A 15664-nucleotide genomic window follows, 5' to 3' on the forward strand; every position below is an offset into this window, starting at 1 on the left:
CGCCGGCAGATCGGCGTGTGCAACGAAACGCATTAAGGACTCCTTTGTTCTTCGTGGGGTGCACAGTCGCTGCCTTCCAGGGGCCAGGTGGAAGGGCTGGACGGGAGCAAGGCTAAGGTGGCGAAATCAGCGTGCCGTGCTGATCTTCCTCAAGATTAGGTCGCTGGCAAGAGCACAGCTAGCCTCTTGGTTGCCGATGTTTGATACTAATTTTCCGGCCCAGCCCGCGGAGAGGCAGCGACCCTCAGGGGCTTACGCTTGCTGCCCCAATTGCATGAATGCCCCAGATGGAGAATGACAAATAAGCGCAGCACATGACGGAGCAACCGCGCGCTGGCCGATCGGCTGCTCGCCATGCGAGCCAGCCGGAAAGCCATCTCACCTGACGTAAAACATTTCCGTCAGGTGTCGCTAACACGACTAGTCCAACCCGCTGGTTGGCTGGACTATGAGTACGAAATCCACCTGACCGTAAAGGCACGGGAAAAATTTCAGGATGCAGGGGAAACACAAAACAACACAGCAACGTGCCCAGGGTCGACTTCTTCCATAGAGTGCTCGCGTCATCCAGAGCAAAAAACCTGTTGAAGATCAGCGACAGGGAACGAATCGCTCTGGCGGTGCCAACGGCCAAGGGGACAAATGCCGGCGGGCAGTAGGGGTGAGGAATACCGCTAGTGGCCTCTGCCCATAATGCCGGAGTGCAATTCGTGCTTGCTGAAGGTTGGTTAAGTCCCCACAACATCAGGTGACCAAGACCGACATCGCACACTCTGCGGCAGCTGCGGGGTGGGGTGACGGTGAAGTACACCCACCCTGACGTCAGGCAAGCCCGAAAAACCGTCAGAATAGAATGAGCTTGTCCTTTCCTGACGGAGGCTGAACAAAGCTCCAAGAGCCAAATCGGACACTTCTGGCCCGGCTCGGGTGTCAACCACACTGCGACGCGCTCCCGGTCTTGGTATTTGCTGAATCCGGAACCGGCCGGCTGACGCGCCCTTGGAGGCAGTCGGACGCGTGCTATAGCGCGGACAGGATCCCGGCAACGTCGTCCAGGGCACCGGGGACCAGGGAGTAGTAGGCCCAGGTCCCGCGCTTCTCCCGGTGCAGGATCCCGGCTTCAACCAGGATCTTGAGGTGGTGGGAGACGGTGGGCTGCCCCAGGTCGAGGGGCCCGGTCAGGTCGCAGACGCAGGACTCCCCCGCCTCTTCACCCTTCACGATGGACAGCAGGCGCAGGCGGTTGGGATCGGCCAGCGCCTTGAAGACGAGAGCTTTCTGCTGGGCTTCCTCGGCGCTGAGCGCCGGCTTGGCCGAGGGAACGCAGCAGGAAGCATCGACGGCGGGGTCAAGGGTCTGCAGGGGGTTCATGACTCCCATTATGCAGTAGATTGACATCCGTCGATATAGCCCGGAATACTGCAGATATCGATTTTCATCAATCTAAGCACCAGGAGCCCAGTGAGCACCCCGACCGAGACAATGCCCGCGCCAGGGGAAGCCGTCGTCGGCAAACTCTCCACCCTGGACCGCTTCCTCCCGGTATGGATTGTCGCTGCCATGGTGCTGGGACTGCTGCTGGGCAACCTGGTCCCCGGCCTGAACACAGCATTGGAAGCGGTCAAGGTGGGCGAAGTGTCCCTGCCCATCGCCGTGGGCCTGCTGGTGATGATGTACCCGGTGCTGGCCAAGGTCCGTTACGACCAGGCCCACCGCGTCATCGCGGACAAGAAGCTCATGGTTTCCTCACTGGTGATCAATTGGGTCCTGGCCCCGGCGTTCATGTTCGCCCTTGCATGGCTCTTCCTGGCGGATCTTCCCGAGTACCGGACAGGCCTGATCATCGTTGGCCTCGCCCGCTGCATCGCCATGGTGATGATCTGGAATGACCTTGCCTGCGGGGACCGGGAGTCCGCGGCCGTCCTGGTGGCCATCAACTCCGTCTTCCAGGTTGTGGCCTTCGGCGCGCTCGGCTGGTTCTACCTGCAGCTCCTGCCGTCCTGGCTGGGACTGCCCACCACCAGCGCCGATTTCTCCTTCCGGGCCATTACCCTCTCGGTGCTGGTCTTCCTGGGCGTCCCGCTGCTGGCCGGTTTCCTCACCCGTACCGTCGGCGAGAAAGCCAGGGGCCGCGACTGGTATGAGGGGACGCTCCTCCCCAAACTCGGCCCGTGGGCACTCTACGGCCTGCTGTTCACCATCACCCTCCTCTTCGCCCTGCAGGGCGGGACCATCACCGCCCGCCCGCTGGATGTTGCCCGGATCGCGCTTCCACTGCTGGTCTACTTTGTGGTGGTATTCGGCGCCGGCATGCTGATCGGCAAATGGCTCGGCCTTGGCTACGCCAAGACAACCACCCTCGCTTTCACCGCCGCCGGTAACAACTTCGAACTGGCCATCGCCGTGGCGATTGGCACCTTCGGCGTGACGTCCGGCCAGGCGCTTGCCGGCGTCGTTGGCCCCTTGATTGAGGTGCCGGCACTTGTTGCACTGGTGTATGCGGCCCTCTGGGCCCGCATTCGCTTCTTCAGCCCCGCCCCCGCCTCCCTCTGACCCGCACTACATCCCTGGAGAACTTCATGAGCACCGAAACCGACAAGAAGCCGTCCGTCCTGTTCGTCTGCGTCCACAATGCCGGCCGCTCCCAGATGGCCGCAGCGTTCCTCACCTCGCTGTCCAAGGGCTCCATTGAAGTACGGTCTGCCGGCTCCCAGCCTGCGGACAGGATCAACCCGGCCGCCGTCGAGGCCATGGCCGAGGTGGGAATCGACATGTCCGCCGAGGTTCCCAAGGTCCTGACCACCGAGGCGGTGAAGGAATCCGATGTGGTGATTACCATGGGCTGTGGCGATGATTGCCCTTACTTCCCCGGCAAACGGTACGAGGACTGGGTCCTGGAGGACCCGGCAGGCAAGGGTGTGGATTCCGTCCGCCCCATCCGCGACGAGATCAAGGGACGCATTGAGGAACTGATTGCATCCCTGACCCCCGCCGCCAAGTAGCACCGCGCCAACCAGCACCAGCCCCGACCACCAGGAGACTCCAGTGAGCGACACCGTGAACACCGAACAGCTGATCATCATCGGCTCCGGCCCCGCCGGCTACACCGCAGCCATCTACGCCGCGCGCGCCGGGCTCAAGCCCCTGGTCCTGGCCGGTTCCGTTACCGCCGGCGGCGCCCTGATGAACACCACCGAAGTGGAAAACTTCCCGGGCTTCCCGGGCGGCATCCAGGGCCCGGAGCTCATGGACGGGCTGCAGCAGCAGGCGGAAAAGTTCGGCGCGCAGGTGATGTTCGACGACGTCACGGAGGTCACGCTGGCCGGTCACCTCAAGCGCGTGGTCACCGGCGGCGGGGAAACCTATGAGGCCCCGGCCGTCATCCTCGCCACCGGCTCCGCCTACAAGGAACTCGGCCTGCCGGAGGAGAAGAAGTTCAGCGGCCACGGGGTTTCCTGGTGCGCCACCTGCGACGGTTTCTTCTTCCGTGACCAGGACATCATCGTGGTCGGCGGCGGCGATTCGGCCATGGAGGAAGCGATGTTCCTAACCCGTTTCGGAAAGTCCGTCACCGTCGTCGTGCGCAGGGAGGAACTCCGGGCCTCCCGCATTATGGCCCAGCGTGCCAAGGACAACCCCAAGATCAGCTTCGCCTGGAACTCCGCGGTGACCGCCATCCACGGCGACGGCAAGGTCACCGGCGTGACGCTCACTGACACCCGAAGCGGGGAGACCCGGCACCAGGCAGCCACCGGCATCTTCGTCGCCATTGGCCATGTCCCGCGCACTGAGCTGGTGGCCGGGCAGGTGGAGCTCGATGACGAGGGCTACATCAAGGTGGACTCCCCCACCACCGTCACCAACCTCTCCGGCGTCTTCGCGTGCGGGGACGCAGTGGACCACCGCTACCGGCAGGCCATCACCGCCGCCGGCACCGGCTGCGCCGCCGCCCTCGACGCCGAGCGCTACCTGGCAGCACTCGAGGACGCGGACAGCATAGCCACTGCCCTGGTGGAGGAACCCACCCACGCCTAGCGCCACGCCTGCCGCTTTGCGAACGGACGGAACCGAGGACCCGATGCATGCAGCCAAGAACCTTCCCGTCGCGGTGATCGGGGCGGGCCCGGGGTTCTCGCCGTGGCGGTTCAACGTGGACTGCCGGCAACTGAATCCGGCTGACGGCATCTACCCCATGGCCACCAGCACGGACATGCCCATCACCACATCGACCCAGGACGCCAGAGGCGATCAGCACCGTCACTCCGTTGGCGCTAATGGACGTAGTGGGTACTCGAATTCCGGCACGCACCCGTTTCGCGGTACTTGGGCCGCTTCGGCGCCTGCGGCAGCGGGCTAAGTGCCGGTTGCCCTCGGCCGCCACAGCACCACAGCCTGGGACCGGGGCCGGGGACGCTGGCCGCGTGCCAGGCTCACCACATCTCCCGCCGCGCCTGCGGCGAAGATCCGCGCGTCAAGCGACTGGCGGCGCCTGCCGAGTTCCTCGGTCAGTTCCGTAATCCGGCTCTGCAGGGCTGCCACCTGGTTTTCAAGTTCCAGGATCCGTTTGATCCCTTCCAGCGAAACGCCTTCCTGGGACAACCGCTGCACTTCACGCAGCATGTTGACGTCCCGCTGGGAGTAGCGGCGGGACTTGCCGGGGGCGCGGCTGGGCGAAACGATTCCCAACCGGTCGTACTGGCGCAGCGTCTGGGGGTGCATGTCCGCGAGCTCAGCCGCCACCGAAATCACGAAGATGGGCTGGTCAGCATTGATGTCCAAGACACACCTCCCCTGCTACAACCGGGCCTTGGCGGCCAGGCCCTCGCGGACGTCGGCTCCGGCAGTGGCCTCGGCGAAAGCCTTGACCGCAGCTTCGGCTTCCTTGTTCAGGTTCTTGGGAACGGCGACGTCGATGGTCACCAGCAGGTCGCCGGTCCCCTTGGACGTCTTCACGCCTTTGCCCTTGACCCGCAGCGTACGGCCCGACGGCGTTCCCGCCGGAACGCGGACCCGCACCCTTTCGCCGTCAATGGTGGGCACCTCCACGTCCGCCCCCAAAGCAGCTTCGGGGAAGGTGACCGGAACGTGGATGCGGAGGTTGTCGCCGTCGCGCGTGTAGAACGGATGCGGCTGGACTGCGACGGTCACCACCAGGTCACCGTTGCCGGCGGCACCGGGCTGGCCCTTGCCCCGTACGCGCACCTTCTGACCGTCCTTGATTCCCGCCGGAACACGGACGTCGATCACTTCACCGCTGGGTTCCCGCAGGCCGATGGTGGTGCCGCGGATGGAGCCGGCAAAGGAAATGCTCGTGGAAGCGGTGCGGTCGGCACCCTTCTGCGGGGTCCGCTGGTATCCGGTCTGGCCGAAGCCACTGCCGAACAGGTCGGCGAATTCGGGCGGAATGCCGCCGGCGGAGGGGTTGAACCCGCCCGCATGCCGGCCGGTGTTGCCAGTAAAGAGGCCGCCGAACAGGTCCTCGAAGCCGCCGTTGCCGGCCCCTGCCCCGCCGGGAGCGAAGCGGGCACCGCCGCCCATGGCCCTGATGGCGTCGTACTGCTGGCGCTCATCCGGATCCGAGAGCACCGAGTAGGCCTCGGAAATGTCCTTGAACTTCTTCTCGGCAGCGGCGTTCCCCGCATTCGTATCAGGGTGGTGCTGCCGCGCGAGCTTCCGGTAGGCCTTCTTGATGTCGGCGTCGGAAGCGTCCTTGGCAACACCAAGGATCTTGTAAAAGTCCTTGTCCACCCAATCCTGGCTAGCCAATGGCGTTTCCTTTCAAAGTCTTCTAACTAACAGCTCTCCGCGGTACAGGGGCCCCCGCCCCTACGCTGGACGGCCAAGGATCTGCGATCCTCAGCCGCCCAGCTTCGGCAGGCCCGATGCCACTCCCGGGGCCCCTGTACCGCTCCGAGCTATGTTGTTACCTCACCTTAGGCGAGGCTCACGCCGGAACCGCGACGATGACCTGTGCCGCGCGGAGGACGCGGTCGCCTGACTTGTAGCCTGAGCGGAGCACCTGGCTGACCGTGTCAACTTCGATGTCCTCGCCGGGCTGCTGGATCAGGGCCTCGTGGATCGTGGGATCGAACTCCACGCCGGTCTCGTCGATCCGGGTCAGGCCGTACGTCTTCAACGCGTTCTCCAGCTTGTTCGCGATCGCGGCGAACGGACCATCCGCCAGATCGCCGTGCTGCCGGGCTGCATCAACGTCGTCCAGAACCGGAAGCAGGGAGTTCAGGACGCCGATCACGGCCATCTCCCCTGCCACGGCGCGGTCGCGTTCGACCCGCTTGCGGTAATTGACGTACTCGGCCTGCAGGCGGAGCAGGTCGTTCCTCAGCTCCGCCGCTTCCGCACTGGCAGAACCGGCGGGTGCCGCGCCCTGGGCCACGGATTCCTCCGCCGGCACCTCAACGCGGTTGAGGATCTCCTCAGCCTGAGCCAGCGCGTCGCCGTCGGCATCCTGCGAGGCCGAGGCCGGCCCGGTCCCGGCGCCCGGGGCGGAGTGGTCGCCCTCGGGGTGCCGTGCCTGTCCGGTCACCGGGTCAACCTTGCGGTTGTCCCTGATGACCGGCTCATCGTTGTGCCTGCTCTGGTCGGTGGAAGTGTGCTCTTCCTCGTTACCGTGATGGGGCATGATTACTTCTTCGCTTCGTCTTCGTCGATGATTTCGGCGTCGACGATGTCCTCGTCAGCCTTACCGCCTGCGGAGCCTGCCGCGCCTTCAGCACCTGCGGCTCCGGTGTTTCCGTCCGGGGAGCCGGCCTGGGCGTAGATAGCCTCGCCGAGCTTCGTCTGGGAAGCCTGCAGCTTCTCGAACGCGCTCTTCACGGCGGCGTCATCGGTGCCCTCAAGGGCCTTCTTGAGGTCGTCGACGTCGGCCTGGACCTGGGTCTTAATCTCTTCAGGCAGCTTGTCGGCGTTGTCGGCGATGAGCTTGTCCACGGAGTAGGCCAGCTGCTCGGCGGAGTTGCGGGTGTCGGTTGCCTCGCGGCGGGCCTTGTCCTCGGCTGCGTGCTCCTCGGCGTCACGGACCATGCGGTCAATGTCTTCCTTGGAGAGCGCGGTGCCGCCGGTGATGGTCATGGACTGTTCCTTGCCGGTGCCCTTGTCCTTCGCAGAGACGTGGACGATGCCGTTGGCGTCGATGTCGAAGGTGACCTCGATCTGCGGGATGCCGCGCGGTGCCGGGGCGATGCCGGTCAGCTCGAACGTACCCAGCGGTTTGTTGTCGCGGGTGAACTCGCGCTCGCCCTGGAAGACCTGAATGGCCACCGACGGCTGGTTGTCATCAGCGGTGGTGAAGGTCTCGGACCGCTTGGTGGGGATAGCGGTGTTGCGCTCGATCAGGTGCGTCATCACACCGCCCTTGGTTTCGATACCGAGGGACAGCGGGGTGACGTCGATCAGGAGGACGTCCTTGCGCTCACCCTTCAGCACACCGGCCTGGAGGGCTGCACCAACGGCCACAACCTCGTCCGGGTTGACGCCCTTGTTCGGCTCCTTGCCGCCGGCAAGTTCCTTGACCAGGTCGTAGACGGCGGGCATACGGGTGGAGCCGCCGACGAGGACGATGTGGTTGATGTCGGAGAGCTTGATTCCGGCTTCCTTGATTACATCGTGGAACGGCTTTTTGGTGCGCTCGAGCAGGTCCTTGGTGAGGTCCTGGAACTTGGCGCGGGTCAGCTGCTCGTCCAGGTGGACCGGGCCGTCGGGAGTGACGGACAGGTACTGGAGCGAAACGTTGGTGCTGGTGGAGGAGGACAGTTCCTTCTTGGCCTGCTCGGCAGCTTCGCGGAGGCGCTGCAGGGCGATCTTGTCCTTTGACAGGTCGATGCCCTTGACCTTGAGCTGGTTCAGCAGGTAGTCAACAACGCGCTGGTCCCAGTCGTCGCCGCCGAGGCGGTTGTCACCGGCGGTGGCGCGCACCTGGATGGTGGAGAAGCTGTCTTCGTCCTTGCCGACTTCCAGCAGCGAGACGTCGAAGGTACCGCCACCGAGGTCGAAGACCAGGATGAGTTCGTCCTCCTTGCCCTTGTCCAAGCCGTAAGCCAGTGCAGCCGCAGTGGGCTCGTTGACGATGCGCAGGACGTTCAGGCCTGCGATCTCACCGGCTTCTTTGGTGGCCTGGCGCTCGGCGTCATTGAAGTATGCCGGAACGGTGATAACGGCGTCGGTGACCTTTTCACCCAGGTAGGACTCGGCGTCGTTCTTCAGCTTCATGAGGATACGCGCGGAGATTTCCTGCGGGGTGTACTTCTTGCCATCGATGTCCACCTTCCAGTCAGTGCCCATGTGGCGCTTGACGGAGGCGATGGTGCGCTCGATGTTGTTGACGGCCTGGCGCTTGGCGATCTCACCAACCAGCACCTCGCCGGACTTGGAGAACGCAACGACGGACGGCGTGGTGCGGCCACCCTCGGCGTTGGCAATAACGGTGGGCTCGCCACCTTCGAGAACGGAGACGACGGAGTTGGTGGTTCCGAGGTCAATACCTACTGCACGTGACATGTGTTGCTTCCTTCTTTCCTTGGAAACTGGCTGGCGCCCGCTATTGAGCGTTCTGCACTCAACCTTACTCAGCGCACTTCAGATGTCAATCAGAAGTTGAGTGGAGTGCGCTCAACTTCTAGGCGCTGCGCTGGTCACGGTGGTGTTTTTCCCTGCAATGGCGCGGATCCTGCAGCTTAAAGGGAACGACGGCGGTTCTCCATTTTCGCTATGGGAGAACCGCCGCCGCACGTTTTTCGTTGACCTGCTAGCGCTCGCTCTCGCGACCGCCATGCAGCGGACCGCGCTCCTCGGCCGTCGTATTCACCTGCCGGTCCGTGAGGCCTTCGCGGATGCCATCGGTTGCGCGGGCGGAACTGGCAGCTCCGGCATCACCGTAGTCGCCGTCCGGGTACTCCCCGTCCTCGAGGTCTTCGCGCTCAGTACCGACCCCCCCGGCCGGACCGTAGTCGCCACTGGCGTAGCCGCCCTGTTCGAGGTCATCGCGAGGGGTGTCGCTGACGCCTGCAGCACCGTAATCACCGTCCGCGTACTCGCCACCCTCGAGGCCTTCGCCACGGGCGCCTGCCGCACCTGCATCACCATAGTCGCCGTCCACATACTGCCCACCCTCGCCTTCCAGCCCAGGGGCCGTGCTTCCCCTTCGCGGCTCCTCGCCAGGGATTTCCGGGTTCTCAGTCATGGTGCATCTCTCCTTTGAGTTCCGCGTCCATGCGGGCGCATTGGCAGTCTATCGAGCGGGTGTTTCCGCCAACAGGGCCTCAGCCCGGCCCGGACGCTCCTCAAACTCCTGCCGCGCCAGTTTGCTGGGCCACCAGATGCGGGGACCGATGTCGTAGGCCAGGGCGGGCACCAGCAGCGAGCGCACCAGCACGGTATCCGGCAGCACGCCGAAGGCCACGATGAAGGCAAGCTGCACCAAGAACATGATGGGGATGACGCCCAGGGCCGCGAAGGTGGCAGCGAGCGGGTGCCGTGCTTGAGCGATTCCTCGCGGACTCCGCTTATCAGGAAGATGTTGTAGTCCACGCCAAGGGCTACCAGGAAAACGAAGCCGAAAAGAGGCACCGTGGCGTCCGCGCCGGGGAAGCCCAGGATGTTGTTGAGGAAGAGGGCAGAAACTCCCATGGCACCGTAGGAATCTCAATGATGTTGGCGAGTGCTTGACATCCCGAGTGACGGGGTCGATGTTTGGCATGTCCAACACATCCAGACCATCCCAAGGAGCAGATATGGAAGCCACGCCCTACGGAATCCTGCACTTCTTCCCGGGAGGCACAAAGGACCAGTACGAGGCCTCAATTGCCGCCACTCACCCAGGCGAGGGGCGCCTGCCCGACGGTCAGATCTTCCATGCCGCAGGCGCTTCTGCCGGTGGTTGGACGATCATAGCCGTCCATGAGTCGAAGGAGAGCTGGGAGAAATTCCGTGACGGCACCCTCCTTCCCCTGATGCAGCAGGGCATCGAGGGCGGATTCGCATCACCGCCCGAAGAGACAGTCATCGATCTGTACAAGATCATGCCCTAGCGATTCAGGCCTGAGCTTGACCCTGCCGCAGTGGAACTACCGCCACACCTCCAGAGGGATGAACGTGGAGTGGACCTCTACCCGCCGTCGAGGTTCGCCAATGGGCTGGTCGACTCCGCTGGTGTGTCTCGTCAGGCGGCCACGGAAGTAACCCCTGCCGAGACTGCCATGTAGGTGGTGCCGCCGCGGAGCATGGCCCAGAGGACGTTGAGGCGGCGCCGGGCCAGGGAGAGCATGGCCTGGACGTGAGTTTTTCCTCAAGACGTTTTCGGTCGTAGTAGGTCCGGGAGCGGGGCCGCTTCTCAGGGCCGAGAACCCGGAGAGGTAAAAGACGCGGAAAAGCCGTCGGTCGTAACGTCCGGGCCGGTGGTGGTTGCCGGTGATCCGGCCGGAGTCCCGGGGTGCCGGGGCCAGTCCGACAACGCCGGCGTGTCCTTATCGGGCGATCATGTCGCGTCTCTCAATTTAATGAGTCGTCCGGCCACAGCAACAAAGCCAATACCCGCCTCCCCTGGGTAGCCACCCTACAACGGCCACGGAACCACCGGTCAACAACATAAGGACAGCACCACGGAAAGCACCAGCAGGACCGGCGCCAGGACGGAGCGCAGCATCAGGATGAAGAGGATCACCACCAGGACCACGGTGATGATGATCACCAGGTCGCGCTGGGCGGTGGTGTTGGTGTCCAGCGCCGTCGCGGTCACACCGCCCACCAGGGCCCCCGGATCCACCCTCTTCACTTCCTCGCGCAGCGCCTTGACCGCTTCCTCGGCTTCAAGCGAGTCCGCAGCCGAGTCCAGCGTGGCGTTGATGAGCACCTTGCCCTCGCGGACGTCAGGGGCGCTGGAAGTGCCGGGGGCTCCGGTAATGGGCACCGAACCCTGCGCCAACAGGTAGGCTTCGTCCACGGCGTCGGCCGCCTTCACGGTGTCCAGCACTTCCTGCGCCTTGCCCTGGTCTGCAACCACGACGGCGGGGCTGCCGCTGCCGGCGTCGAAGTGACGCACCAGCGCGTCCTGGCCATCCACGGCATTGGACGCGGTGAGGATGACGTCCGTCTGCGGGACGCCGTCGGCCTTGAGCTGCAGGACGCCTGCGGAGGCGGCCACCAACAGCAGGACCGAGGCAAGCCATATCCGCGGCCGCCTGGCGACCAGGGAGCCGGTGGCATGCCACAATCCCTCCTGGCCCTCCAGCCCGGTGACAAGTTCCGGTTCGCGCCCGTCCACAGAAACCAGCTTGGGAAGGAAAGGCCAGAAGGCCGCCCTCCCCAGGAGCGCCCTCAACTGACCGCCGCCCTGACGCCCGGCAATAACAGTTAGGGCGGCACGTTGGGGGTAGCGTTTGGTTATGAGTGCGCAGCAGCCTGAAGATGACGTTTACACCCACGGCCATCACGAATCCGTGGTCCGCGCCCATGCGGCCAGGACTGCCGAAAACTCCGCCGCATTTGTCCTGCCGCACCTCGCGCCGGGAACAAACGTGCTTGACGTCGGCTGCGGACCAGGCACCATCACGTGCGACTTCGCCGCCGTCGTAGCCCCCGGCAAAGTGACAGGTCTGGACAGGTCGCCGGATATCATCGCCCAGGCACAGGCACTGGCGGTCGAGCGCGAGGTGCCCAACGTAGAGTTCGTTGCCGGCAACATCTACGACCTGGACTTCGAGGACGATACGTTCGACGTGGTTCACGCCCACCAGGTGCTCCAGCACCTGACAGATCCGGTGGAGGCATTGCGTGAGATGCGGCGCGTGGCAAAGCCAGGCGGCATCGTTGCCGTCCGCGACGCCGACTTCCACGGCATGAGCTGGTACCCCGCCATTCCAGAGCTGGACGAATGGATGGAGCTTTACCAGAGGATCGCACGGCACAACGGGGCGGAGCCCGACGCCGGGCGGCGGCTGGTCAGCTGGGCGCAGGCGGCGGGGTTCACCGACGTCGCCCCCAGCAGCAGCAACTGGCTCTACGCCACCGGCCAGCAGCGCCGCTGGCAGGCGCGGGTGTGGGGCGAGCGGGTCCTGCATTCGGCCTTCGCGGAGCAGGCCCTGGAATACGGCTTCGCCAACCCCGCGGACCTCGCCCGCATCTCCGCCGGCTGGCACCGCTGGGGCTCCACGGACGACGGCTGGTTCCTGATCCCGAACGGTGAGGTCATCGCCAGGGCCTGAGTTGCAGGAGCCCTTCAGGCGGCACGCCATATCCCACAGACAGGCACGCGTAAGATTGCGGGGTGCAATTTTCCCTTTGGCTGGCCCTCGCAGGCGCCGGCGCGCTGATCAGTTTCACCCCAGGCGCCGGAGCCATCAACACCATGAGCAATTCCCTGAACGCCGGCTTCCGCCGCTCCATGTGGGGAATACTCGGCCAGCAGGCAGCCCTCGTGATCCATGTGGTGATCGTGGCCCTGGGAGTCGGCGTGCTCGTGGCCAGCTCGCCCGTCGCGTTCAACGTGATCCGCTACGCCGGTGCGGCCTATCTCGTGTACCTGGGCATCAGGCAATTCCTCAGCAAGCCCAGCGTGGAGGAACAGCAGGCTGCGGTCCTCCGCAACGAGCCGGCCTGGTCCATCTTCCGGCGCGGTCTCTGGGTGAACCTGCTCAACCCAAAGGCAATCGTCTTCTTCCTCGCCTTCATGCCCCAGTTCATCCGTCCGGACCAGCCACTCCTGGCCCAGTACGCGGTGCTGACGGCAACGATCGTGGCCATCGACATCCTGGTCATGTGGTTCTTCTTTGCGGCGGCAGCCCGCTCCTTCCAGCGGTTCACCCGTACGGAACGCGGCCAACTTGTCCTCAGCAAAGTCTTCGGGATCCTCTTCGTTGCGGTCGGTATCTTGCTCGCCTTCATGCACTGACCGGACAGGCCTCAACGTTGTTACCTACCCATTTCCAGCCAAGTCATGCTTCTTTACAAGCCAGTCAACTTTTATGAATACGCATCTAGCCAACCCGGCTGTTAGCGCTCATGCTTAGTTCCATGAACTCAACGTCGAGCCCATACCGCGTCATCGCCGTCTGCACCGGAAACATCTGCCGGTCGCCCATGGCCGAGCTCATGCTCACCGCGGCACTGGAGCGGGAGGGACTCGACGGGCTGGTGACCGTGGACTCGGCCGGAACCACAGGGTATGAGGCCGGCAGGCCCATCGATCCCAGGGCAGCCCGCAGGCTGGCCGCGGCCCAACTTGTGTCAGACCGGCACGTCGCCCGCGAATGGGTTCGCGAATGGTTTCAGGAGCGGGACCTGATCCTTGCACTGGACATCGACCACTACGCATGGCTGAGCGAAGCGGCGCCCGACCAGGAATCCCTGTACAAGATTCGCATGCTCCGCAGCTTCGACCCCGCCATGGCCGGCCTCGATTCCCTGGACCAGGGCATCGAGGATCCCTGGTATGGCGGGCATGCGGACTTTGACGCCGTCTGGCACCAGATCCACGCCGCCCTGCCCGGAATTGTGGACCACATCAAGTCAGCCATGCTGGGGGAGCCGGCAACTTCAGCGGCAGGCTTACTGAAAACGGTACGCTCTACTGCATGAGCCCAGCCCCCGTCATCATCGCTATTGACGGGCGTTCCGGCGCTGGGAAGACCACCCTCGCCGTCGAACTTGCAGCCCGGCTGCGCGTCCACCACAAGGTTTCCCTGTTCCACCTCGAGGACATCTACCCCGGCTGGAACGGCCTGGCGCCCGGCATCGAACGCTACGTCTCCACCGTGCTGACGCCGCTGAGCCGCGGGGAGGCCGCAGCATGGGTCAGCTGGGACTGGGAGAGGCACTACGACGGCGATGCCCGGGTGACGCTGCCCGCTGAGATCGTCATCGTGGAGGGCGTGGGCGCCGCCGCCGCCGAAGCGCGGCCGTTGCTGAGCGCGGTCATCTGGGCCGAATCCCCGGAGGACGTGCGCAGGACCAGGGCGCTCCAGCGTGATGGCGCAACCTACGAGCCGTACTGGGACCAGTGGGCATCGCAGGAGGAAGAGTGGCTCGCGGGTGATGACGTCCCCGGCCACGCCGACCTCCGGGTACGGAACCCGGCCGACGGTTCTGCACCCGGAGACATACTCCAGGTCCTCCCCTACCTCCCCCGGCTGGCACCTGCCCTGGCGCCGGAGCTCTCCGCGCGCCACGGGATCCGCCTGCGGTCGGAGCGGCTGGAGGTCCGGCCGGATCCCGCCAAGCTGTTCCATGCCCTGTATGCCGGCTCCGCCAATGCCGTCTGGCTGGACTCCTCGAACGCGGACACAGCCGGAGCGCACCAGTCCGGAGCAGCGGCATCCAGTGCTTTGGAGCGCAGCCGCTTCAGCATCATGGCGGACGACGGCGGCATTCTCGGCCAGTCCGTAACGCACCACAGGGGCCGCAGCCTCGTCCGTGCCGGCTGCGCAACCGCCACGGTGGAAGGACCTTTCTTCCGCTGGCTCGGCACCGTCTGGGGCGCCCGCGCCGTCGACAATCCTGAAGGGTATCCCGGCGACTTCATGCTGGGTTGGCTGGGTTGCCTGGGTTACGAGCTCAAGCGCGAAACCGGCGGAACCGACCTTCCCTCCAGCACGCCGGACGCCGCCCTGATCTTCGCCGCCAGGGCGGTGGTCCTGGACCACAAGGAAGGGACTGCCTGGCTACTGGCACTTGACGCTCTGGATGCGGACCAGTGGATTGCTGAAGCGCGTGGGGCCGTGGCAGCCGCGGAACCGGCGGCGGTGGCCGGCGGCAGCACCGGCGTCGTACTTCCGGCGCCGCCATCCTTCCGCAGCCGGGACAGCCGCGGGGCGTATCTGGAAAAGGTCGCCGCCGCCCAGCATGAGATTGCGGAAGGCAACTCCTACGAGGTCTGCCTGACCACAACCCTGTCGGCACGCGCACCGGTGAACGCGCTGGATTCGTGGAGCACCTACCTCGCGCTGCGCGGCAGGAATCCCGCTCCCTTCGCCAGCTACCTGAGACTGGGCGGGCTCACCGTGGCCAGCACCTCGCCGGAGCGGTTCCTGAAAATAGCGTGCGACGGCGGCATGCGCGCCGAGCCCATTAAGGGAACCCGCCGGCGGGCGGGCGATCCGCACGAGGACCGGCAGCTGCGGGAGGACCTGGCTACCTCGCTGAAGGACCGGACAGAGAACATCATGATCGTCGATTTGCTGCGGAATGACCTCAGCCACTTCGCCGTCCCGGGCTCGGTCACCGTGAGCAGGCTGTGCGCCATCGAGAGCTACGCCACCGTGCACCAGATGGTCAGCACCATTGACGCCCGGCTGCTGCCGGGATCATCGCGGGCCGAGGCGGTGGCTGCCTGCTTCCCTGCCGGCTCGATGACCGGAGCACCCAAAATCAGCACCATGGCGATCCTGGACCGGCTGGAGGGCGGGGCGCGCGGCGTCTACTCCGGCGCCATCGGCTATTTCTCCCTTAACGGGGCCACGGACCTCGCCGTCGCAATCCGGACCCTGGTAATCAGCGCGGAAGGTGACGGCACCGCCGAGCTGACCCTCGGCATCGGCGGCGCCATCACGTCCGATTCCGTCCCGGAGGAGGAATACGAGGAGATCCGGACCAAGGCGTTCGGCGTCCTCTCAAGTCTCGGCGCGGAGTTCCCGGAAGATTAGGACAGCTCCAGTTT

14 protein-coding genes and 3 pseudogenes are annotated in these 15664 nt (G+C 65.0%); 8 read left to right on the forward strand and 9 right to left on the reverse strand.

Annotated elements, in window-relative coordinates; translation table 11 throughout:
- Positions 1 to 1020: 1020 nt before the first annotated feature.
- Positions 1021 to 1371 (reverse strand): helix-turn-helix transcriptional regulator, encoded by a 351-nt coding sequence (locus tag FDW81_RS15230; protein WP_138135072.1) that lies wholly within the window; start codon positions 1369 to 1371, stop codon positions 1021 to 1023.
- 111 nt (positions 1372 to 1482) lie between these two features.
- On the opposite strand from FDW81_RS15230, the gene arsB reads away from it, so the two are divergent.
- Genes arsB through trxB form a run of 3 tightly spaced genes read left to right on the forward strand, consistent with a single transcriptional unit; the run spans position 1483 to position 4035 of the window.
- Entirely contained in the window at positions 1483 to 2553 is a 1071-nt protein-coding gene (gene arsB / locus FDW81_RS15235; RefSeq protein ID WP_138135141.1) for an ACR3 family arsenite efflux transporter, read from the forward strand.
- A 26-nt stretch (positions 2554 to 2579) separates the two neighbouring features.
- A complete protein-coding gene (locus FDW81_RS15240) occupies positions 2580 to 3002 on the forward strand; it encodes an arsenate reductase ArsC (protein ID WP_138135073.1) in 423 nt (140 codons plus the stop codon).
- Positions 3003 to 3057: 55 nt separating this feature from the next.
- Positions 3058 to 4035 carry a thioredoxin-disulfide reductase gene (gene trxB, locus FDW81_RS15245; RefSeq protein ID WP_138135142.1) on the forward strand — a complete coding sequence of 326 codons (978 nt, stop codon included), beginning with the start codon at positions 3058 to 3060 and terminating at the stop codon, positions 4033 to 4035.
- A gap of 318 nt (positions 4036 to 4353) precedes the next feature.
- Here the strand turns inward: trxB and FDW81_RS15250 are convergent, their stop codons facing one another.
- The 6 genes and pseudogenes from FDW81_RS15250 to FDW81_RS15275 form a co-directional block, all read right to left on the reverse strand.
- Positions 4354 to 4779 carry a heat shock protein transcriptional repressor HspR gene (locus tag FDW81_RS15250; protein WP_138135074.1) on the reverse strand — a complete coding sequence of 142 codons (426 nt, stop codon included), beginning with the start codon at positions 4777 to 4779 and terminating at the stop codon, positions 4354 to 4356.
- A 15-nt stretch (positions 4780 to 4794) separates the two neighbouring features.
- The gene (locus FDW81_RS15255; protein WP_171027239.1) at positions 4795 to 5766 is read right to left on the reverse strand and encodes a DnaJ C-terminal domain-containing protein; all 972 of its coding nucleotides are present in this window, start codon (positions 5764 to 5766) and stop codon (positions 4795 to 4797) included.
- A 178-nt stretch (positions 5767 to 5944) separates the two neighbouring features.
- On the reverse strand, positions 5945 to 6640 hold the full coding sequence (locus FDW81_RS15260; RefSeq protein WP_138135075.1) for a nucleotide exchange factor GrpE: 696 nt from the start codon (positions 6638 to 6640) through the stop codon (positions 5945 to 5947).
- A 2-nt stretch (positions 6641 to 6642) separates the two neighbouring features.
- Positions 6643 to 8514: a molecular chaperone DnaK gene (gene dnaK, locus FDW81_RS15265; protein WP_138135076.1), complete on the reverse strand. Its 1872-nt coding sequence runs from the start codon at positions 8512 to 8514 to the stop codon at positions 6643 to 6645.
- Between the two features lie 247 nt (positions 8515 to 8761).
- Positions 8762 to 9196, reverse strand: coding sequence for a hypothetical protein (locus FDW81_RS15270; RefSeq protein WP_138135077.1), 435 nt, complete (start codon positions 9194 to 9196; stop codon positions 8762 to 8764).
- 48 nt (positions 9197 to 9244) lie between these two features.
- Positions 9245 to 9645: pseudogene (locus FDW81_RS15275) on the reverse strand (MMPL family transporter); the annotation flags it as partial.
- A 101-nt stretch (positions 9646 to 9746) separates the two neighbouring features.
- On the opposite strand from FDW81_RS15275, the gene FDW81_RS15280 reads away from it, so the two are divergent.
- Positions 9747 to 10043, forward strand: a complete 297-nt coding sequence (locus FDW81_RS15280) for a hypothetical protein (RefSeq protein ID WP_138135078.1) — start codon at positions 9747 to 9749, stop codon at positions 10041 to 10043.
- 131 nt (positions 10044 to 10174) lie between these two features.
- Here the strand turns inward: FDW81_RS15280 and FDW81_RS15285 are convergent.
- Both FDW81_RS15285 and FDW81_RS15290 read right to left on the reverse strand, forming a co-directional pair.
- Positions 10175 to 10472, reverse strand: a pseudogene (locus FDW81_RS15285) (transposase); the annotation flags it as partial.
- Positions 10473 to 10603: 131 nt separating this feature from the next.
- Positions 10604 to 11374: pseudogene (locus FDW81_RS15290) on the reverse strand (MMPL family transporter); the annotation flags it as partial.
- 22 nt (positions 11375 to 11396) lie between these two features.
- Between FDW81_RS15290 and FDW81_RS15295 the strand changes: the two are divergent.
- The 4 genes from FDW81_RS15295 (at position 11397) to FDW81_RS15310 (ending at position 15650) form a co-directional block, all read left to right on the forward strand.
- The gene (locus FDW81_RS15295) at positions 11397 to 12215 is read left to right on the forward strand and encodes a methyltransferase domain-containing protein (RefSeq protein WP_138135079.1); all 819 of its coding nucleotides are present in this window, start codon (positions 11397 to 11399) and stop codon (positions 12213 to 12215) included.
- A gap of 62 nt (positions 12216 to 12277) precedes the next feature.
- Entirely contained in the window at positions 12278 to 12901 is a 624-nt protein-coding gene (locus FDW81_RS15300) for a LysE family transporter (protein ID WP_138135080.1), read from the forward strand.
- A 122-nt stretch (positions 12902 to 13023) separates the two neighbouring features.
- Entirely contained in the window at positions 13024 to 13587 is a 564-nt protein-coding gene (locus tag FDW81_RS15305; RefSeq protein ID WP_138135081.1) for a low molecular weight protein-tyrosine-phosphatase, read from the forward strand.
- Positions 13584 to 15650 (forward strand): chorismate-binding protein, encoded by a 2067-nt coding sequence (locus FDW81_RS15310; protein WP_138135082.1) that lies wholly within the window; start codon positions 13584 to 13586, stop codon positions 15648 to 15650. Before FDW81_RS15305 ends, FDW81_RS15310 begins: the two co-directional genes overlap by 4 nt.
- The last annotated feature ends 14 nt before the right edge of the window (positions 15651 to 15664 follow it).

Source organism: Pseudarthrobacter sp. NamB4, assembly GCF_005796185.1.
GTDB lineage: Bacteria > Actinomycetota > Actinomycetes > Actinomycetales > Micrococcaceae > Arthrobacter.